At 64.5% G+C, this 20,409-nt stretch carries 19 protein-coding genes; 10 read left to right on the plus strand and 9 right to left on the minus strand.

From position 1 onward, the window contains the following. Positions 1-43 precede the first annotated feature (43 nt). Positions 44-1,441: a helix-turn-helix domain-containing protein gene (locus PQ467_RS03630; protein ID WP_274175194.1), complete on the plus strand. Its 1,398-nt coding sequence runs from the start codon at positions 44-46 to the stop codon at positions 1,439-1,441. Between the two features lie 230 nt (positions 1,442-1,671). Here PQ467_RS03630 and PQ467_RS03635 read toward each other — a convergent pair whose 3' ends face one another. Next, complete coding sequence (locus PQ467_RS03635; protein WP_274175195.1) at positions 1,672-2,583, minus strand: LysR family transcriptional regulator; 912 nt, start codon at positions 2,581-2,583, stop codon at positions 1,672-1,674. A gap of 128 nt (positions 2,584-2,711) precedes the next feature. Between PQ467_RS03635 and PQ467_RS03640 the strand changes: the two genes are divergently transcribed. The 4 genes from PQ467_RS03640 (at position 2,712) to PQ467_RS03655 (ending at position 5,716) form a co-directional block, all read left to right on the plus strand. Further along, positions 2,712-3,410 carry a pirin family protein gene (locus tag PQ467_RS03640; protein WP_274175196.1) on the plus strand — a complete coding sequence of 233 codons (699 nt, stop codon included), beginning with the start codon at positions 2,712-2,714 and terminating at the stop codon, positions 3,408-3,410. A gap of 26 nt (positions 3,411-3,436) precedes the next feature. Beyond that, a complete protein-coding gene (locus PQ467_RS03645; RefSeq protein WP_274175197.1) occupies positions 3,437-4,354 on the plus strand; it encodes a pirin family protein in 918 nt (305 codons plus the stop codon). Between the two features lie 124 nt (positions 4,355-4,478). After that, the gene (locus PQ467_RS03650; protein WP_274175198.1) at positions 4,479-4,931 is read left to right on the plus strand and encodes a c-type cytochrome; all 453 of its coding nucleotides are present in this window, start codon (positions 4,479-4,481) and stop codon (positions 4,929-4,931) included. A gap of 74 nt (positions 4,932-5,005) precedes the next feature. Further along, on the plus strand, positions 5,006-5,716 hold the full coding sequence (locus PQ467_RS03655; RefSeq protein ID WP_274175199.1) for a cytochrome b/b6 domain-containing protein: 711 nt from the start codon (positions 5,006-5,008) through the stop codon (positions 5,714-5,716). Between the two features lie 10 nt (positions 5,717-5,726). Here the strand turns inward: PQ467_RS03655 and PQ467_RS03660 are convergent, their stop codons facing one another. Beyond that, positions 5,727-6,770: an aldo/keto reductase gene (locus PQ467_RS03660; RefSeq protein ID WP_274175200.1), complete on the minus strand. Its 1,044-nt coding sequence runs from the start codon at positions 6,768-6,770 to the stop codon at positions 5,727-5,729. A gap of 216 nt (positions 6,771-6,986) precedes the next feature. On the opposite strand from PQ467_RS03660, the gene cysK reads away from it, so the two are divergent. The 3 genes from cysK to PQ467_RS03675 all read left to right on the plus strand — a co-directional run bounded on the left by cysK (position 6,987) and on the right by PQ467_RS03675 (position 9,738). Continuing rightward, positions 6,987-7,907, plus strand: a complete 921-nt coding sequence (gene cysK / locus PQ467_RS03665) for a cysteine synthase A (RefSeq protein WP_274175201.1) — start codon at positions 6,987-6,989, stop codon at positions 7,905-7,907. Positions 7,908-7,914: 7 nt separating this feature from the next. Next, complete coding sequence (locus PQ467_RS03670; RefSeq protein ID WP_274175202.1) at positions 7,915-8,607, plus strand: glutamine amidotransferase; 693 nt, start codon at positions 7,915-7,917, stop codon at positions 8,605-8,607. 294 nt (positions 8,608-8,901) lie between these two features. Further along, the gene (locus PQ467_RS03675; RefSeq protein WP_274175203.1) at positions 8,902-9,738 is read left to right on the plus strand and encodes a transcriptional regulator; all 837 of its coding nucleotides are present in this window, start codon (positions 8,902-8,904) and stop codon (positions 9,736-9,738) included. Here PQ467_RS03675 and PQ467_RS03680 read toward each other — a convergent pair. The 3 genes from PQ467_RS03680 to PQ467_RS03690 are packed head-to-tail and all read right to left on the minus strand — an operon-like array spanning position 9,716 to position 12,686. Further along, positions 9,716-10,432, minus strand: coding sequence for an ABC transporter ATP-binding protein (locus tag PQ467_RS03680; RefSeq protein WP_274175204.1), 717 nt, complete (start codon positions 10,430-10,432; stop codon positions 9,716-9,718). The genes PQ467_RS03675 and PQ467_RS03680 overlap by 23 nt on opposite strands. Then, on the minus strand, positions 10,429-11,679 hold the full coding sequence (locus PQ467_RS03685; protein WP_274175205.1) for an ABC transporter permease: 1,251 nt from the start codon (positions 11,677-11,679) through the stop codon (positions 10,429-10,431). Before PQ467_RS03685 ends, PQ467_RS03680 begins: the two co-directional genes overlap by 4 nt. After that, entirely contained in the window at positions 11,679-12,686 is a 1,008-nt protein-coding gene (locus PQ467_RS03690) for an efflux RND transporter periplasmic adaptor subunit (protein ID WP_274175206.1), read from the minus strand. Before PQ467_RS03690 ends, PQ467_RS03685 begins: the two co-directional genes overlap by 1 nt. 233 nt (positions 12,687-12,919) lie before the next feature. On the opposite strand from PQ467_RS03690, the gene PQ467_RS03695 reads away from it, so the two are divergent. Both PQ467_RS03695 and PQ467_RS03700 read left to right on the plus strand, forming a co-directional pair. Then, positions 12,920-14,056, plus strand: coding sequence for an FIST N-terminal domain-containing protein (locus tag PQ467_RS03695; protein WP_443192994.1), 1,137 nt, complete (start codon positions 12,920-12,922; stop codon positions 14,054-14,056). 2 nt (positions 14,057-14,058) lie between these two features. Next, complete coding sequence (locus PQ467_RS03700; RefSeq protein ID WP_274175207.1) at positions 14,059-16,290, plus strand: hybrid sensor histidine kinase/response regulator; 2,232 nt, start codon at positions 14,059-14,061, stop codon at positions 16,288-16,290. A gap of 51 nt (positions 16,291-16,341) precedes the next feature. On the opposite strand, the gene PQ467_RS03705 is transcribed toward PQ467_RS03700, so the two are convergent. From PQ467_RS03705 to pedF, 4 genes are all read right to left on the minus strand, one after another. Next, on the minus strand, positions 16,342-17,016 hold the full coding sequence (locus tag PQ467_RS03705; protein ID WP_274175208.1) for a response regulator: 675 nt from the start codon (positions 17,014-17,016) through the stop codon (positions 16,342-16,344). Between the two features lie 59 nt (positions 17,017-17,075). Beyond that, a complete protein-coding gene (locus tag PQ467_RS03710; protein ID WP_443192995.1) occupies positions 17,076-18,785 on the minus strand; it encodes a methanol/ethanol family PQQ-dependent dehydrogenase in 1,710 nt (569 codons plus the stop codon). Positions 18,786-18,992: 207 nt separating this feature from the next. After that, positions 18,993-19,868: a substrate-binding periplasmic protein gene (locus tag PQ467_RS03715; protein WP_274175210.1), complete on the minus strand. Its 876-nt coding sequence runs from the start codon at positions 19,866-19,868 to the stop codon at positions 18,993-18,995. A gap of 63 nt (positions 19,869-19,931) precedes the next feature. Next, entirely contained in the window at positions 19,932-20,342 is a 411-nt protein-coding gene (gene pedF / locus PQ467_RS03720; protein ID WP_274176080.1) for a cytochrome c-550 PedF, read from the minus strand. Positions 20,343-20,409: the final 67 nt, after the last annotated feature.

The raw sequence follows: 20,409 nt of genomic DNA on the forward strand, positions 1-20,409 counted from the left end.
AAGTTGTATAGGTGTGACAAGACAGCCACGAAAGGAGGCCCCCATGTCCGGACCAAAGCCCTTGTATATGGGGCCGCGCCTGAAACGCCTGCGCCGCGAACTGGGGCTGACGCAGCAGGCGATGGCGGCCGATCTGGAGATTTCGCCCTCCTATGTCGCGCTGCTCGAACGCAACCAGCGCCCCTTTACCGCCGATCTCGTGCTGCGCCTTGCGCGGGCCTATCGCCTCGACCTCGACGATCTGGGCGGGGATGAGGGCGCCGATTATGGACGGCGGCTGCAGGACGTGCTGCGCGATCCGATCTTTGCCGACATCGATCTGCCCGCGCTGGAAGTGGCGGATCTGGCCACCTCCTTCCCCGGCATTTCCGAGGCTCTCCTGCGGCTCCACGGCGCCTATACCCGCGAACAGGCCGCGCTGGCCGACCTTTCGGCGGGCGGCGGCAGTCAGACGCCTGACCCCGTGGCCGAGGCGCGGTGCTTTATCTCCGCCCGCCGCAACTGGTTCCCCTCGCTCGATGCGCGGGCCGAGGGCATCGCCGCCCTCGTGGCCGAATCGGGCGATCCCAAAGCCTACCTTGCCCAGCGCCACGGCATCCGTACCCGCAGCCTGCCCGACCATGTGATGATGGGCGCGATCCGCCGCTTTGACCGGCATAATCAGCAATTGCTGCTGGTCGATACGCTCTCGGCCAATACGGCCCGGTTTCAGGCCGCGCTCCAGATCGCCTATCAGGAATGCCGGGGCGATATCAACGCGATCACCCGTGAGGGCGCTTTTGCCAGCCAGACCACATCGAACCTCGTCCGCCGCGCGTTGGCGGGCTATGTCGCGGCGGCCATTCTGATGCCCTATGACGCCTTTGCCCGCGCGGTCGAGGATCGGCGCTATGACATCGAGGCCGTCGCCCGCCTGTTCGGCACCAGTTTCGAACAGACCGCCCACCGTATGACCACGCTGCACAAGCCCAATGCGGAAAAGGTGCCCTTCTTCTTCCTGCGCCTCGATGCGGCGGGCAATATCTCGAAACGGCTCGACGGCGCGGGTTTCCCCTTTGCCTCGCATGGTGGCGGATGCCCGCTCTGGAACGTCCACGATTGCTTCGCCGCGCCGGGCCGCGTCCACACCCAATGGCTCGAATTGCCCGATGGCCAGCGCTTCTTTTCCATCGCCCGCACCGTCGAATCGGGCGGCGGCGGATACCGCCAGCCCCGCATCCTGCGCGCCGTTGCCCTTGCCTGCGCCGCCGAGCATGCGCCCCGTCTGATCTATGCCGAAGGCGCCGATCCGCGCCGCGCCGAGGCTGCGCCTATCGGCGTGTCATGTCGGTTGTGCCATCGCCCTGATTGCGCGGCGCGTGCTTTGCCGCCGATCGGGCGCGAGGTGATGGCGGAGGATTATCGGCGGGGGGCGGCGCCGTTTGGCTTGGCGGAGAGTTAGGGATTTATGCCTCCGGCGGGCAAAGGGACTCGTCCCTTTGCAATCCCGTTAACGGGGGTGGGTTTGATGCGGTGTGATGGTTTTAAAGCCTGCGGCGCGGCGAACTTACGTTAAAGGCGGCGCAGGCTTTCAAATTCAGACATTACGTCCGACACCGGGCGCCGAACCCATGGCGCCACGAAGACAGTAATGGGAGCGCGAGGGTCTAGACCCTCGCATCTCAACCCCCTTCAATCCCTGGCCCACTCCGCCCCCGCCAACCTCCGCGCCAGAAACTCGATCAACGCCACCACCCGCGCGGGGCGCAAGGTTCCGGGCGGCGTGACCAAATGCAGCGCGATGTCGGGGATGCGCCATTCGGGCAGCACTTCAACCAAAGCCCCGCTGGCCAGATGTTCCCAGACCATAAAGTCGGGCTGGAGCGCCATGCCCTTGCCCGCCAGCAGTGCAGGGGTCAGCGCATCGGCATTGTTGGCCGAGAGGCGGCCTTCGACAGTGACGATATAGTCGCCCTGACTGGCATGGGAAAATCGCCAGACCCCCGGCACGGCAAGGTTGGAGTAGAGCAGCGCGGGCAGGGAGGCCAGATCACGCGGATGGGCGGGCGCGCCATGCGCGGCCAGAAAGCCGGGGCTGGCCACCAGCGGTCGGCGCACCTTGCACAGGCGGCGCGCGCGCAGCGAGCTGTCCTCCAGCCCCGCGATGCGCAGCACCACATCATGCCCGCCCCCCACCACATCAACCAGCGCGTCCGACAGGTCGAGATCGACGTGAACCTGTGGATAGGCCGCCATGAAATCGGGCAGGATGGGGGCCACATGGCGCAGGCCGAAACTCATCGGCACAGCAAGGCGCACCGTCCCGCGCGGGGTGAGTCCTTGCGCGCTGGCCTCGGCCTCGGCGGCTTCGCCATCGGCCAGAATGCGCCGCGCCCGTTCCAGCACGCCCTTGCCGCTCTCGGTCAACGTCAACCGGCGCGAGGTGCGATGCATCAAAGGTACGCCAAGGCGCATTTCCAGCCGCGTCATCGCCTTGGATACGGTTGGCTTCGACAGGCCCAGCGCGGCGGCCGCCCCGGCAAATGACCCATGCTCGACCACCTTGGCAAAGATCGCCCATGCTTCAAGATCGGGCAAGCTCATCAATAGGCCTTCATGGGTAAAATCCTTTCACCGATGCTTTTCCATCATTGCCATTTCTTTGCGCGGTGCAATCCCTATCTTGGCCCCAACAGCCGCCTATCCATACAGCGGCGCACTGGAGAAAGCCGATGATCGAACTTCGCCCCTTTGCCGGCCTTGGCCATGCCAATCATGGCTGGCTGGACGCCAATCACCACTTTTCCTTTGCCGATTATTACAACCCGGCCCGGATGCAGTGGGGCCCGCTGCGCGTATGGAATGATGACACGATCGCCCCCAAGTCGGGCTTTCCGCCCCATCCCCACCGTGACATGGAAATCATCACCTATGTCCGCACCGGGGCGATCACGCACAAGGACAGCCTGGGCAACACCGGCCGCACGGCGGCAGGCGACGTTCAGGTGATGAGCGCAGGTTCGGGCATTACGCATGCCGAATACAACCTTGAGGACGAGGTGACGACGCTTTTCCAGATCTGGATTGCGCCGACCTCGCGCGGCGGCGAGCCGAGCTGGGGCGCCAAGCAATTCCCGCGCGGCGAGCGTGCCGGGCAGATGATCGTGCTGGCCAGCGGTTACAAGGACGATGCCGACGCCCTGCCGATCCGCACCGAGGGGCGCGTATTGGGCGCCACCATCCGCGCTGGCGAGAGCGTGGACTACCCCTTGGGCGCACAGCGCAAGGGCTATCTGGTCTCGGCCAAGGGCCGGATCGAGGTCAATGGCATCGCCGCCCAGCCGCGCGATGGCGTGGCCATTGCCGAGGAAGAAAACCTGCGTATCACCGCCCTTGATGATGCCGAAATCGTGCTGGTCGAAACCGCATAAAACGCCCGGAAAGAAGGAGAGGTCCCATGACTGATTTTGCCGTCAACAGCCCCGTCGAAATGATGATCGTGCCCCCCCTGCGCGATCTGGGCGATGGGTTCAATGTCCGCCGCGCCCTGCCCAATGCGGGGCGGCGGATGGTGGGGCCTTTCATTTTCCTCGACCAGATGGGCCCGGCGGTCTTTACCCCCGATCAGGCGCTGGATGTGCGGCCCCATCCGCATATCGGGCTGGCCACGCTGACCTATCTGCTGGACGGGGCGATCATGCACAAGGACTCGCTGGGCAGCGAGCAGGTGATCGAACCGGGCGCGGTCAACTGGATGACGGCGGGGCAGGGCATCGTCCATTCCGAGCGGACCCCCGAAGGGCTGCGCGGCAAGGAAGGCGGGCTGTTCGGGCTGCAGACCTGGTTGGCGCTGCCGACGCAATATGAGGAAACCGCGCCCGAATTCTTCCACTATGGCGCGGGCGGTATGCCGCGCGATGGCGACAAGGGTTTCCACCTTTCGGTCATCGCCGGAGAGATGGATGGGCTGGTCTCGCCGGTCAAAACCTATTCGGATGTCCTGTGCGGCGATCTGATCCTCTCGCCGGGTGGGCGTTATCGTCTGGCCGCCGACCATGTCGAGCGCGCCGCCTATGTGGTGAATGGCGAGGTTACGGTCGAGGGGCAGGAGGGCAGCTTTGCCACCAGCCAGCTCATCATCTTCAAACCCGGCGCCGAGGTGGTGATCACCAGCGCGAACGGTGCCCGCATCTTCCTGATCGGGGGCGAGCCCTTTGCCGAAAAGCGCTATGTTTACTGGAACTTCGTCTCCAGCCGCACCGACCGTATCGAACAGGCCAAGCAGGATTGGCGCGAGAGTCGTTTTGGCCATGTGGTGGGCGATGACGAGTTCATCCCTCTGCCCGAGGACGTACCGGGCGTGAAGCTCAAGTGAGGATCGCAACTTTCAATACATTTGACGACATTCCAAGACTTGACTTTACCATGGCCAAAAGCGACCCCTAAGGCTGGTCGGGGGCGGCCGCTTGCGCTGTGCCCGAAGGAAATCGGGAGAATTTATGCGCAAGATTTCGATGATGATTGGTGCGCTCGCGCTGGGCGTGGCGGTGGCGGCTCAGGCGGCATCGCCCGCCCAGACGATCGAGGCGCGCCAGAAGTCGCTCAAGGAAATGGGCAAGGCGATGAAGGGCGCGGGCGATTCGTTCAAGTCGGGCAACCCCGACGCCGCCGTCATCAAGGCTAGCGCCGCCACCGTTGCCGGTTATGCCGACAAGCTGGGCACCTGGTTCCCCAAGGGCACCGGCGCCGAAGCGGGCGTGAAGACCGCCGCCAAGGCTGAAATCTGGACCGATCAGGCCGGTTTCAAGAAGGCCGCCGCTGACTTCTCGGCCGCCGCCAAGGGCTTCAAGGCCGCCGCCGACACGGGCGATCTGGCCGCAGCCGGCAAGGCGATGGGCGCGCTGGGCGGCACCTGCAAGGGCTGCCACGAAAAGTTCAAGAACAAGGACTGATTACAGGTCTTTGGCTCGCAATTTCGGGGCGCCCGGCCAAGGTCGGGCGCCCCTTGCTGTTTGGGGGGTCCGTGATGGATCAGGATAAATCGCGCACAATCCGGCTCTGGTCTTTGCCGGTGCGTCTGTTTCACTGGAGCGTGGTGGTGCTCGTGCCCGCGATGTGGGCCACGTACAAGGCCGGCAAGATGGACCTGCATATCAAGCTGGGGCTCGCGCTGGTGTTTATCGTGGGCTTTCGCATCATCTGGGGCTTTCTGGGCTGTCAGACCGCGCGTTTCACCAGTTTCGTGAAGGGGCCGAGCGCGATCCTTGCCTATCTGCGCAGCGGGCGCGGGGCCGATGGCGGCCCGGTGCTGGGCCATAACCCGCTGGGCGCGCTGTCGGTGCTGGGCCTGCTGGGGCTGATGGCGGCGCAGGTCACGCTGGGCCTGTTCGCCACCGATACCGATGCCACCTATTCGGGGCCGCTCAATTACTGGGTGGGGTCCGATCTGGCGGAAAAACTGACTGATCTGCACGAGGTCGGGTTCAACCTGATCGTGCTGATGGTGGTGGTCCATCTGGGCGCGGTCATTTTCTACACCGTGGTCAAGAAGGAAAAGCTGGTGCCCCCGATGGTGACCGGCAAGAAGACCTATGACGAACCCGTGGCTCAGCCCAAGAGCGCCCCGCTGTGGCGTCTGGCGCTGGCGCTGGTGCTGGCCGGGGGTTTGACCTGGTGGGTCTATCACGGCGGCCATTTCGTGCCTCCGCCGCCCCCGGCTTACGATATTTCCTATTAAGGGCCTATAATCAGGGGCAGGGGTCCGGGTACAGGTTGTAAACCTCGTTGATCGCCGTCAGCGCTTCTTCCGGGATGGGGGTGAGGCTGGCGGCGATGTCGACCTTGAGCTGTTCGACGCTGGTGGCCCCGATGATTGAACTGGTGACAAACGGGCGGCTGCAGACAAAGCCCAGCGCCAGTTGCTCGGGCGAGAGGCCGAAAGCATGGGCCACGGCGATATAGCGCGCGGCGGCCTGCGGCTGGTTGACGGTGAAATAGCGGGTGAACTGCTTGGCGACATCAACGCGCGAGCCCTTGGGCACCACGCCGCCCAGATATTTGCCCGACAGATGCCCGGCGGCCAGCGGCGAATAGGCCAGCAGGCCAACGCCTTCGCGCAGGGCAAATTCGGACAGGCCCATTTCGAACACACGGTTCAGAAGGTTATACGCATTCTGGATCGAGGCCACGCGCGGCAGGCCCTTGTCGCGGTGCAGGCGCAGCGCTTCCGATACGCCCCAGGGCGTCTCGTTCGACACGCCAAAGGCGCGGATCTTCCCCGCCTTGACCAGATCCTCCAGCGCCGAAATGCTTTCTTCCAACGGCGCGGCATCGGCGCGGTCATTCAACGATTGCAGCCCGCGCCCGCCAAACATCGGCACACCCCGGTCGGGCCAGTGCAGTTGATAAAGATCGAGGTAATCGGTCTGAAGCCGCCGCAGGCTGTCGTCGATGGCCAGTTGGATATTGCGCCGGTCAAGACTGTTGTTGCCGCCGCGCAGCGGGAAATGGCGCGCCGGGCCGGACACTTTGCTGGCCAGCACGATTTTGTCGCGGCGGCCCGATTGGGCGATCCATGCGCCGATCATCTCTTCGGTCCGGCCAAAGGTTTCGGGGCTGACCGGGGTGACGGGATACATTTCGGCGGTGTCGATAAAATTGACGCCATGGTCGAGCGCGACCTCGATCTGCTCATGCGCCTCGGCCTGTGTGTTCTGCGAACCAAAGGTCATGGTGCCAAGGCAGACGGCGCTGACCGAAAGGCCGGTTGTGCCAAGCGGGCGATAATCCATGCGGGGGCAATTCCTGATTGGGGGTAAGGGGATAGGAGGCCCCAAGATAGGATGTGGGGGCCGGTTCATCCAGAGGGATAAAGCGGGATTTGTGCGCCGACAAGAAAACTCTACTGGATTAGTTGTCATTGAGGATTAATCTGATCCGGTCCATGGCTTGAGCGCCAAAAGATCCGGCGCGGCGGAGCGGCGCCAACAAGAGGAAAGGCAAGACCGATGAAGGCCGATTCGATTCTCGCAACCATTGGCGGCACGCCCCATGTGCGCCTCTCGCGCCTGTTTCCCGATCACGAGGTCTGGGTAAAGAGCGAGCGCGGCAACCCCGGCGGTTCGATCAAGGACCGCATCGCGCTGGCCATGGTCGAGGCGGCTGAGGCCGACGGCACATTGCAAGCCGGGGGCACCATCATCGAGCCCACCAGTGGCAACACCGGCATCGGCCTTGCGCTGGTCGCGGCGGTCAAGGGCTACAAGCTGATCCTGGTCATGCCCGAAAGCATGAGCATCGAGCGCCGCCGCCTGATGCTGGCCTATGGTGCGACGTTTGATCTGACCCCGCGCGAAAAGGGCATGAAGGGCGCGATCGAGCGCGCCAAGGAACTGGCCGCGGAAATCCCCGGCGCATGGATCCCGCAACAGTTTGAAAACGGCGCCAACCCCGCCGTCCACGCCCGCACCACCGCGCAGGAAATCCTGGCCGATTTCGCCGATACGCCGATTGACGCGGTGATCACCGGCGTCGGCACCGGCGGCCACCTGACCGGCGTTGCCGAGGCGCTCAAGCCTGTGTGGCCGGGCCTCAAAGCCTATGCCGTCGAGCCCACCCTCTCGCCCGTCATCAGCGGCGGCCAGCCCGCGCCCCACCCGATTCAGGGCATTGGCGCAGGCTTTATCCCGGCCAACCTGCACACCGCCAGCATCGATGGCGTGATTCAGGTGGACCCGGCCGATGCCAAGGAATGGGCGCGTCGCTCTGCCCGTGAGGAAGGCATTCTGGTGGGCATTTCCAGCGGCGCCACGCTGGCCGCCATCGCGCAAAAGCTCAAGGAACTGCCCGCAGGCAGCCGCGTCCTCGGCTTCAACTATGACACCGGCGAGCGCTATCTCTCGGTGCCGGATTTCCTGCCCGAACCCTAAGGCCAAGATGAAGAAAGCCCTGATCATCCGCCACGTCCCCTATGAGGGCGTGGCGGGATACCGTGCCCCGATCGAGGCGGCGGGATATGAAGTGGACCGCATCGATGTGGCCGATCCCGCCTTCTCCTCGCTGGACCTGCGCGAGCCCGACCTGCTGATCATGATGGGCGGCCCGATGGGCGTCTATGAACAGGATCAGCACCCGTGGATTCCCTGCCAGATGCGCCGCCTCGCCATGCGGCTGGAGGCGGACCGGCCGACGCTGGGTGTGTGCTTCGGCGCGCAGATGATGGCGGCGGCGCTGGGCGCGCGCGTCTATCCCGGGCCGCGCAAGGAGGTTGGCTTTCACCCCGTGCACGTCCATGCCAAGGACAGCCCCCTGCGTCATATCGAGGACGTGCCGGTGCTGCATTGGCATGGCGATACCTTCACTCGCCCCGAGGGCGTTGAATTCCTGGCCTCCAGCCACGTTTATGATCATCAGGCGTTTCGGCGTGGGCGCAATATCCTCGCGCTGCAGTTCCACGCCGAAATGGGGCTGGACCCGCGCTTTGACGCGTGGATCGAGCAATGGCCCGAAAGCGTGGTCGAGGCGGGCGGCACCGAGGCGGACTTGCGCGCGGCCCATGCCGAGTTGGGGCCGAAGGCGGTCGCGGCGGGGCAGGCAATGATTGCGGAGTGGCTGGAGGGGGTTGATTAGGTTTTTAAAGATGCCTCCGGCGGGCAAAGGGACTCGTCCCTTTGCAATCCCATGAATGGTGGGGTGCCATCGCCATGGCGCGCTGGACGCTATGTTTTAAAGCCTGCGGCGCGGAAGAGGGTGTGCAAGAGGCTAAAATCCTGACATTGCGTCCGACATTCAATGCCTATCTCAATCTACAATGCAGACGGTAACGGGAGCGCAAGGGTCTCGACCCTCGCATCCTTCCTTCGTTAGCCATTCCTTGGCATTCAGGCGTTAAACTGGCGACAAATCCCAAGGGAATCATCGCCCATGTCTTTTTTGCCGCCGCGCGCCTTCGAAACTTTTGCCGCCAATTATCCCGAAGTGCCCCATGTGATGGAGCACAATCTATGCGGGCATCCGTTGATGGAGCTGGAATCTCTGGCCCGACTGATTGAGCGGCTGCCGGCCAGGAATGTTGAATATGCCTATGCCAAGCAGCCCATCGGCATCACCGGCAAGCCCCCCGTGCCCAGCATCAGCGCCGCCGATGCGGTGCGCCAGATTGACAGCGCGGGCTGCTGGGTGGCGATCAAGCATCTGGAGGAGGATGAGGCCTATCGCGCGCTGCTGCTCGATGTGATCGGCGAGCTGGAAGGGGCGATTACCAGCAAGACCGGCAAGGTCTATCATCCGCAGGGCTTCGTCTTTGTCTCCTCGCCCGACGCGGTGACGCCCTATCACTTTGACCCGGAACACAATATCCTGATGCAGATCCGGGGCAGCAAGGTGATGACCCAATTCCCCGCCGCCGAGGAAGCCTATAGTCCCGCGCGCGTGCATGAGGTCTATCACACCGGCGGCGGGCGCGAATTGAAATGGAGCGATGATCTCTTGGCCGGTGGGCGCGAATTTGCGCTGGCGCCGGGACAAGGGCTGATGGTGCCGGTGATGGCGCCCCATTTCGTCAGGAACGGGCCGCAGGTTTCGGTCTCGCTGTCGATCACCTGGCGCTCGCAATGGTCCTATGACGAGGCCGCCGCCCATGCCTTCAACGGCGTGCTGCGTGGTCTTGGCCTGAACCCGCGCCGCCCCGGCCGCTGGCCCGCACAGAACAAGGGCAAGGCGCTGGGCTGGCGCGCGATCAGGAAGCTGGGGTTGAAATAGGGGCGTTTTGTTCGCGCACCTCGATCACGCGCCCGTCCAGCATGGAAACGCGGATGTCGGCCTGATCGGCGATGCCCATGTCATGCGTGACGCACACCACCGCGCGCCCCTGATCATGGGCCAGCGCGCGGAAAAGTTCGACCACGCGGGCCGAATTGACGCTGTCGAGATTGCCGGTCGGCTCATCGCCCAGCACCAGGCGCGGGTTGTTGGCCAGCGCTCGGGCGATGGCCACACGCTGGCGTTCCCCGCCCGACAGCTTTTCGGGCAATTTCCACCCTTTTTCCGCTAGGCCCACATCGCCTAGCAGGCTGTTTGCCCGCGCCTCGATATCGCGCGATGAAAGGCGGCCAAGGCGGCGCAGCGGCAGCATGACGTTTTCCAGCGCCGTGAATTCGGGCAGCAGGAAATGGAACTGAAACACAAAGCCGAAATGTTCGAGCCGGATCGCCGCGCGTTCGTCGCCCGACATTTGCGCCAGATCGCGCCCCTCAAACAGCAATTGCCCCCCCGTTGGCCGGTCGATCAGGCCAAGGAGATAGAGCAGCGAGGACTTGCCGCAGCCCGATGGCCCGACAATCGCGGTAAAGCGCCCCGGCATCACCGCCAGATCCGCGTCGGCCACCAGCACGGGGGGCGGATCGCCGGGTAATTCGCGCCGCAGATGACGTGCGACAAGCACCGGATCGCTCATACCGCCCCCCGCAGAATATCGACCGGATCCACCCGCGACGCCTTGCGTGCGGGCAGCCATGCCGCCAGCACCCCCGCCGTCAACGATGCCGCCGCTGCAATCGCATATTGGCGCGGCGAACGGTCCAGCGGCATATGCTGGATTTCGCCCCCGATGGAAAATTCAAGGCTGCCCAGAATGGTCATCAGCCCAAAGCCCAGCGCCCAGCCCAGCACAATGCCGATCACCGCCAGTGCCATCCCTTCCAGCACAAAGACCATCTGCAGATCGCCCTGTGAAAAGCCCATTGAGCGCAGGATGGCAATGTCGCGCCTTTTGTCGGCCACGCTGTTCGACACGGCGGTATAGATGCCGAAAGAGGCCACCAGCAGGATCGCCGAAACCACCGTGTACATGATGACATTGCGCGTCAGCAGCAGCGAGAGGAAATCGGCGCTGCGCTCCTGCCAGCTTTGCGCCTTGTAACGATAGCGCGCCTCCAGCCCCGCCGCGACGGTTTCGGCGGCATAGGGATCGCTCAGCTTTACCCCGATCCGGTTGATGATGAAGGGCCGCCCCAGCAGGCTCTGCGCCTCGCGCAGCAGCATATAGCCCGAAGAGGAGCCAAGCTGGCTGTTGCCCTTTTTCACCAGCGCGACGATGCGCAGCGACCGCGTGGTGCCGTTGGCGGCGGTGGCGGGCACGATGTCGCCCATGCCCCGCCCCAGCCTTTGCGCCAGTTCCTCGCCGAGGATCACGCCGCCCTGTACCCGCTCCAGATCGTCGAGATGCCCGGCGCGCAGCTTGTCGCTGATCGAGCTGACCTTGGCCTCCAGCCCCGGTTCGATGCCGACAATGGCCAGCGGCTCGTCCCGCCCACCCAGCCGCAGCGTGACCGCGCCCGACAGGCTGGGCGAACCGATCGCGCCGGGGATGGCATTGACGCTGGCCAGAATCCGCTGCCAGTCCTTCAGCCCGCGCACCTCATTGCGGATGCGATAGCCGTGAAGCTGGACCGCGCCGCCGGAATAGGCGGCAATGCCGGGCTGGGGCGGGGGGCTGCGCAATTCGTCGGAGATGATGATATGAGGAGCGACATCAATCAATTGCCGCACAAAATCATTCTGGCTGCCTACCATCAGCGCGGACACGGCCAGAAAGAACCCTACCCCCACCGCGACCCCGCTGGTGGCCACCAGCGTTTGCCGCCGCCGCACGATGAGATGGCGCGAGGCGATGTGGATCAGCAGGGAAAAGCGCGCCAGCATCAGGGATGGGCCGGACGCAGGCGTTGGCCCTGCCTCAAATCGGCGGGCGGGTTGAGCACCACGGTTTCACCGCTGCGCAATCCGCTGGTGATCTCGACCTTGCTGGCCCCATCGGCTCCCTTGATGATCGGGCGCGAGGCGGCGCGGCCCTGCGCCACCACCCAGACGTTGCGCCCATCACCGGCGATCGCGGCGGCGGGCACCAGCACTGCCGCCTTGCGCTCGCTGGTGATGATATTGACCTCCAGCGTTAGGCCCATCGGCAGCGGTTTGGCGGTATCGGGCATCAAACGCACGCGAAAGGCGCGCACCGTGGGATCACCGCCGGGCGTCACCTCGGAAACATGCGCCGGGATCGCGCCGGGCAGCGCATCGGAGGACATCAACGCCTTTTGCCCCACGGCCACGCGGGTGATGTCTCGCTCGTCCACCGTGGCGGTGATGCGGATGCGCGATGGATCGCCCAGTTGAAGCAGGACCTTGCCCGGCGTGGCCAGATCGCCGGGATAGACATCGCGCTTGGTCACGATGCCGTCCGAATTGGCGCGCACCACCAATTGGTCGAGGCGCGCGCGGGCGGTGGCGCTGGCAGCGCGGGCGGCGTCGGCGGCGGTGGTGGCATTGTCGCGCGCGGCCGCCGTCACCCATCCATCGCGGAACAGCGCCAGATTGCGCCGCTCGATCACCTCGGCGCTGCGCTGCTGGGCGCGGGCCTGATCGAGCAGGCCCTTTTGCTCATCGTCGGAAAGCAGCACCAGCGCCTGACCGAGTTTGACCGCCGCGCCTTCCTCGACCAGCACCCGCGCCACAGGGGCGGTGATGCGCGAGGAGACGGACACCGGCTGCTGCGCCTCGACATAGCCGGTGGCATAGACCTGTTGGGATGCAGGCCCCAATTGCGCCTGCGCCACCTGCACAACCAGAGGCCGGTCGCGCCAGGCCCAGACGCCCGCACCGCCCGCCGCCAACACCAGGCCCAAGCCTATGACGTAACGCGCCTTTACCACCCTTCCTGCCTCCTGTTGGCCTTGTGCCGGGCCTTTTGCGCATCAGGGGTGCCTGCGTCTTTGCCAAGTGTCAATTTCGCCGGGCGCCGCGCCGGAGAATCTGCCCTTTCTTATCCTTAAGTCTTATATCGAGTGCATCACACCCCCTTGGCCATGGGAGGGAGACCGGCTAAGGTGCCATGTCCGAGAATGCCGGCGACAGGCATCCGGGGTTGGAGAGGGTAATGGCGCATATGGCGCGTTCGGCTTTGGCTGTGGTATCATCTCATGCAAGCGATCCGGTGACCGCCGTGGACGAGGTGGTGTGCGCGATCGGCGGGATGGCGCTTGCGGGCGCGCTGCTGTTCTGTTCGCATCGCTATGACCGCGACGAACTGGCGGGCGAACTGGCCCGGCGGCTCGGTGATTTCCCCCTGATCGGCTGCACCAGCGCGGGCGAATTGACCCAGCGCGGCTATGACGAGGACAGTCTCGTTTTCATCGGTTTTCCTGCCGACAGCTTTGCCATGAGCGTGCTGCATTTCGACGATCTGGACGGGTTCGATGTGGCCGAGGGGCGGCGCGCGGTGCGCGAACTGGCGGCGCAGGCGGCGGCCTCGGCGCGGCGGCTGGGCGAACAACTGCATCATGCCGCGATCTTTCTGGTCGATGGTCTCTCGCACCGCGAGGAACTGGTGACGATGACGGTTCAGGACGCACTGGGCGAGACGGTGATGGTGGGCGGATCGTCGGGCGACGGCATGGTGTTCCGCGAGACGGGCGTGCTGGTCGACGGGCGGTTTGTGAAGGATGCCGCCGTGGTGGCGATGCTGTCGAGCACGCGCCCCCTGCACGCCTTTTGCTCGCACCATTATCGCCCGCGTGAGGAACGGATGGTTGTCACCTCCGCCGATGCGCAGGCGCGCGTGGTGTATGAAATCAACGCCCGCCCCGCCGCGCAGGAATATGCAAGGATCGCCGGATTGGTGGGCGGCGAGATCGACGCGGCCTTTTTTGCCGCAAATCCGCCCATGGTGCGCGCCGGTGGCGAATATCACATCCGCGCGGTGCAGAGCGCCAATCCCGATGGCAGCCTGACGTTTTATTGCGCCATCGACAATGGCATCGTGCTGCGTGTGGGCGAGAGGGTGGACCGGATGGCTCATCTGGAACGTCTGTTTTCCGAGGTGGAAACCCGCGTGGGCGAGATCGACCATGTGATCGGTTTCGATTGCGTGCTGAACCGGGTGGATGCCGACAATCGCCAGATCACGCGCGAGGTCTCGCAGCTTTATGCCGCGCGCCATGTCGTGGGCTTCAACACCTATGGCGAGCAGTTCCGCGCCGCGCATAATAACCAGACGCTGAGCGGTCTGGCGATCGGCGCATAAGGATGGCGGAGGCGGACCGGCCCACCGCGGAGGATCTGAACACGCTGGCCGAGCGCATACGCCAGTTGGAAAAGATCAACGAGGCGCTGATCGACCGGGTGGAACGGTCGAGCGATGTGCAGGGCGGCGCTTTCTCGATGTTCGAGGCGGCCATTGCGCTGGAGGCCATGGTGCGCGACCGCACCGCCGCGCTGGAACAGGCGCTCTCCAGCCTGAATGAGGCCAATGCCGAAATGGCCGAGGCGCACCGCGATGCCGATGCGGCGCGGGTGCGGCTGCGCGATGCAATTGAATCCTTGCCCGACGGCTTTGCCCTGTTTGATGCCGATGACCGGCTGCTGCTGCATAATGAGGCCTATCTGGGCTTCTGGCCCGCGCTGCGCGGGCGCGATCTGTCCTCGGTCACCTTTGGCGAGATTGCCGAAATGGCGGCGCAAAGCGGGCTGCCGGTGGGCTCGCTGGTCTCGCGCGAACGCTGGCTGGCCGACCGGCTTTCGCAACATGCCAAGGCCGACCGCGTGCATGTTCAGGCGCTGGCCGATGGGCGCTGGGTTCAGATAAACGAATTGAAGACATCGGAGGGCGGGCGCGTCGGCATCTATACTGACGTGACCGAGGTAAAGGCCGAGGATGCCCGCGAACGCGCCCGCGAACTGGCCGAGCGCAACCTCGTGCTTCAGGCCACGCTCGATACTTTGTCCGAGGGCGTGTGCCACTATGGGCTGGATCGCCGCCTCTTGGTACGCAATCAGGGCATGGTGCGGCTGCTGGGGCTGGACGCGCGGGGCAGCAAGCGACTGGAAACCCATGCGGGCCTGCTCTCCTATTGCCGCGACCGGCTGGGGATTGATTGCACATCGGCGCTGGAATGGCGCGAAACGGGCGAGCAGGTCGAGACGCCCTGCGTGCTGGGCGGGCGGCATTTCATCATCCGCTCGACCCCGCTGACGCCGGGCGGCGGCATGGCCTTCAGCTTTGACGACATCACCGAGCGGGTGCAGGACCGCAATGCCCTGCGCGAGGCGGCCGAGATGCTGGAGCGCCGCGTGGCCGAGCGCACCACCGCACTTCAGGCCGAGATTGCCGAGCGCCGCGAGGTGGAGGGGCAATTGCGCGCGGCCAAGACCGCGGCCGAACATGCCAATCGCGACAAGACGCGTTTCCTTGCCGCGGCCAGCCATGATCTGCTGCAACCGTTGAATGCGGCGCGGCTGTTTGTCTCGGCGCTGGCCGAAAGGCGCCTGGCTGCGCCCAGCCGCGCGCTGGTGCGCCAGACCGGGGTGGCGCTCGATTCGGTCGAGGATCTGCTGGAGGCTCTGTTCGAGATCTCGCGGCTGGATGCGGGCGCGATCACGCCCGCGTGGAGCGCGATTGAGCTGGAACCGATGCTGGCCGCGCTGCGCATCGAATTTGCCGCCGTGGCGCGGGCCGAGGGGCTTTCGCTCGACATTCCCGTCACCGACGTCTGGGTGCGTTCGGATATCCGTTTGCTGCGCCGCATTTTGCAGAATTTCCTGTCGAACGCGATCCGCTATACCGCGCAGGGCTGCGTCAGCATCACCATAGCGGCGCAAGAGGACGGCGCGCGCATCACCGTGCGCGACACCGGCCCCGGCATCGCGCCCGAGCATCAGGAAGCCATTTTCGAAGAATTCCGCCGCCTTGAATCCACCCAACGCATTCCCGGCAAGGGTTTGGGGCTGGCCATCGTGCGCCGCGCGGCCACGATGCTGGGGCATCGGCTGGACGTGGAATCAACACCGGGGCAGGGCAGCGCCTTTTCCGTGCTGGTCCCCCTGGCCGAGGCGCGCAGCGACAGGGGCGGCGATACGTCGCGCCCGGTGCGTCCCGGCGTGACCGGCACGCAGAGCCTGTTGGTGATCGACAATGATCCGGCCATTCTGGCGGGCATGGCCGCGCTGCTGCGCAATTGGGGCCATCAGGTGGCGACTGCCACCGGCCCGCTCGACACGGAGGCGGCCGAAGCCATCGCGGCGGGCATCGACATGATCATCGCCGATTATCACCTTGATGACGGTATGCGCGGGGACGAGGCGATTGCGATCTTGCGCAAGGCGGCAGGGCGCGAGATCCCCGCTCTGGTCATCACCGCCGACCGCAGCGACGAGGTGAAAGCCGCGCTGGCGCAGGCGCGCGTGCCGATGCTGAACAAGCCGGTCAAGCCTGCGCAATTGCGGGCCTTGATGCGCAATATGCTGGGGAATGGGGCGTAACGGGGGCGTAAATGGGGGACTAGGCCGAAGCTTGCGGCTGCCCCAGATCGATCAACCCGGAAAATTGACCCGATTGGCCAGAATTACCGCTTGCGTGCGGCTGAACACATTCAGCTTTTGCAGGATGGCCGAGACATGGGCCTTCACCGTTGTCATCGAGACGTCGAGTTCATAGGCGATCTGCTTGTTCAAACGGCCCGAAACCAGCAGGCCCAGCACGACCTTCTGCTGGGGCGTCAGCGTGGCGATGCGCTGGCGGATGGCGACTTCCTCGCCGGTCGCCGCTTCCTCGGCAAAATCGAAATCGGGGACATAGATCTCGCCCGCCAGCACTTGGCGCAGCGCCTCGACGATCTGGTCGCGCTTCAGGCTCTTGGGGATAAACCCGGCCGCGCCCGCCGAGAGCGCCTCGCGCACCGCCGAACCATCCAGCGTGCCCGACACCATGACCACCGGCACGGCGGGATGTTCCTCGCGCAGGCCCTGCAGCGCGGAAAAACGCTTGGCATCGGGGATGTTGAGATCGAGCAGCACCAGATCGACATCGGCATGCCCGGCAAGCGCCGCACGCGCCTCTGCATAATTGCCCGCCTCCAGAATGCTGCACTGGGCAAAACATCCTTCAAGGAGGGTCCGCATGCCATCGCGTACCAGCGCGTGGTCATCAACGATCAGGATGCTGTCGGGCGTTGCCATAGTGATCAGCGTATCTCTCTGATGGTACATCGGCGTCAATTCCAAAGATGAGCGGCGCGGGATTTTGTGGTCCCGCGCCGCACCTCTCATCAGCCCTTGGGCAGTTTGAACACCCAGAGCGACCCGCCCTGGCTGATTTCCTTGAAGGTCTTGGCGACCTCGCCGCCCCACAGCGGCACCGCGCCGCCCCAGCCCGACATCACGGCCACATATTGCTCGCCGTCCTGTTCCCAGGTGATGGGCGAGCCGACCACGCCTGAACCGGTCTGGAACTTCCACAGTTCCTCGCCCGTCTTGGCGTTGAAGGCCTTGAGGTAGCCTTCGGGCGTGCCGGTAAACACCAGATTGCCCGCCGTGGTCAGAACGCCGCCCCACAGCGGAGCCTTGTTCTTGTATTCCCAGACGATCTTGCCGGTGGTCGGATCCATCGCGCGCAGGGCGCCGATGTGGTCCTCGGCAATCGGCTTGATGGTGAAGCCCGCGCCCAGATAGGCCGAACCCTTCTTATAGGCGATGGGTTCGTTCCAGATGTCCATGCCCCAGTCGTTGGAGGGCACATAGAACAGGCCGGTGTCCTTCGAGTAGGCCATCGGCATCCAGTTCTTGCCGCCAAGGAAGGACGGCGAGGAGAACACCACCTTGCCCTTTTCGGTGCCGCTGGGGGCGCCGGGGCGGCCATCTTCGGTATAGTTGGGACGGCCGGTCTTCAGGTTGATGCCATTGGCCCAGGTGGTCTGCATCACGAACTTGCTGGCATTGATCAGCTTGCCGTTGGTGCGGTCCAGCACATAGAAATAGCCGTTGCGGTCGGCCTTGGCGCCCAGCTTCATCGCCTTGCCGTTGATCGTGGCGTCAAACGGAATGAACTCGTTCACACCGTCAAAGTCCCAGCCGTCATGCGGCGTGGTCTGATAGTGCCACTTGATGACGCCCGTATCGGGGTCGATCGCCAGCGTCGAGGAGGTGTAGAGGTTGTCGCCGGGGCGCAGGTGGCTGTTCCACGGACCCGGATTGCCGGTGCCGAAGAAGATCAGGTTGGTTTCCGGATCATAGGTGCCGCCCAGCCAGGTCGCGCCGCCGCCGGTCTTGTACATGTCACCGGGCCAGCTGGCATTGAGCTTGCCGGTCATGCCATTGGGCTGACCTTTGAGCGTACCCATATTGCCTTCGATGGTCGGGCGGCTCCAGATCAGCTCGCCGGTGTCGACATTGCGCGCCTGCACTTCGCCGATGATGCCGAATTCACCGCCCGAATTGCCGGTGATCACCATGTCCTTGACGATCAAGGGCGCGGCGGTGGCCGAATAGCCCGCCTGATAATCCGAGGTGGTCTTGTTCCAGATAACCTTGCCGGTGTGACGGTTGAGCGCGATCAGGTGAGCGTCGAGCGTGGCGAAAATGATCTTGTCGCCATGGATCGCCGCGCCGCGGTTGACCACGTCGCAGCAGGGCATGATGCCGTCGGGCAGGCGGGCGGTGTATTCCCACTTCTTTTCGCCGGTGCGCGCATCAAAGGCGAACACGCGCGAATAGGAGCCGGTCACATAGATCGTGCCGTCATAGACCAGCGGCTGCGATTCTTGCCCGCGCTGCTTTTCGCCACCCAGCGAGGCGGCAAAGGCGGGGACCATGTTCTTGACATTGTCGACATTGACCTTGGCCAGCGTGCTGAAGCGCTGCGCCTGCGGGCCCATGCCATAGGTCAGCACGTCGCCGGGCGTGGCGGCGTCATTCAACAGATCCTGGCTGGTGGGGCCTGCGGCCTTCAGCGGCGCGCTGGTGATAAGACCGGCGGCCATGCCCAATGCTGCAAAGGACGCGGCATAGCGCGAAATTCTGCCCTTCATCTCGACTCTCCTGTTGTCGTTAATTGTCGGCTTCGGGTCTTTGCTGTCACGCGTCCTGCGCGCGCTTTCCCCCCGTGATGTCCAGCCTATCGGCCCCATGCTGCGCAGCAATTGGACCTTAGGCCAAGCTCAGAAATCCCTCTTGATCCCTCTTACGTATCAGGCCGAAAGCGCGGGGCGCCATTCCACGCCATAGGCGGCGAAAATCGCCTTCATCTGGCCATCGGCGCTCATTTTGCCGATGATCCCTTCAACCGTGTCGCCCAGCGAGCGGCTGTTGTCCTTGACCGCCATGCCAATGTCCCATCCCGGCGACATCATCGCCTCCAGCGCGCGTTTGCGCGGGCGGATGGCGGGGTTGTTCATGTCATGGATGGCCGCCTCGACCTCGGCCTTGGTGGCCACGGCCACATCGGCCTGCCCCGTGCCCAGCGCCAGCACCGCGTCATGGCCGGTGTTGAAATGGGTGACGCTGGAACGCAGCGCGCCGCCAAAGCTGGAGAGCAGATAGATGTCGGGGATGGTGGCGACCGCCGCCGCCATGCGCCGTCCGCGATATTGCGGGGCGGGCACCTCGCAGTCATTCTGCTCCGGCCCGCAGGCGGCGGCGAAACTTTCGCGGTAATAGGGCGCCAGAATCGCGCATTGGTCGTTTTCGACCATCAATTGCCGGTCAAAGGGCACATGCATCATGATATCGGCGGGTTTGAACCCCAGCAGGCCCCCGCGCCACACCGCATTGCGCAGGTCGGTGGCCATATCATCGCCTGCGGTAAACTCGGCAATATCGAGCTTTACCCCCAGCGTCTTGGCAATGGCGCCAGCCAGATCGACGTCGATCCCGCGCAGATTGGTGCTGTTGTCCGGTTCGGCCCAGGACCACGGGCGGTTGTGCTTGTAAACCGCCACGCGCAGCACGCCCAATTCGCGCACCTTGGCCAAAGGCGCGGCGGACAGCGGCAGCGGGGCGGCCAGAGCGGCAAGCCCTCCCGCCAGAAACGCCCTGCGCCCAATGCCGGTTGCCTGCTCGCCCATATGCCGCCCTCTTCCCGTAATTATGTTTTTAGATCATTCGCCGGTAAATCAGTCCAACGCGCATCAATCATCGGTATGGCGCGTCTCCAGCCAGCTGCGAATCGCCCAGCCGGCCTTCTGGCCCAGCGCTTCGCCAAAGGGGGGCATATAGACTTTGCCATCGCGGCTCGACCCGTGCTGAAAACGTTGAACGAACCATTCGTCGCCCGAATCGCCCAGTTCAAGGTAGCGCAGATCCGGCGCGATCCCGCCCGAAATCGCATCCAGACCGTGGCAGCGCGCGCAGTTCTGGCCAAAGGCCGACTTGCCGATTTCGGCGGCCTTGGCATTGCCGCGATAGGGGTTGTGCGTCACCCACTTGTCGCCGATATCGGGCAGGGCGCTGGTGTCCACCGGCTGGGGCGTGACATCGCCATGCGCGGCAAGGCGCGTGCCGACACTGGCGGCGGCCAGCAATGTGGCGGCGGCAAGCATCGTCTGGGCGCGCGTGATGCGCGTGAAAAATCCGGACATGATCAGATCTTCCTCTCTTCTTTCTCAC

Source organism: Novosphingobium sp. KACC 22771 (assembly GCF_028736195.1).
Lineage (GTDB): Bacteria > Pseudomonadota > Alphaproteobacteria > Sphingomonadales > Sphingomonadaceae > Novosphingobium.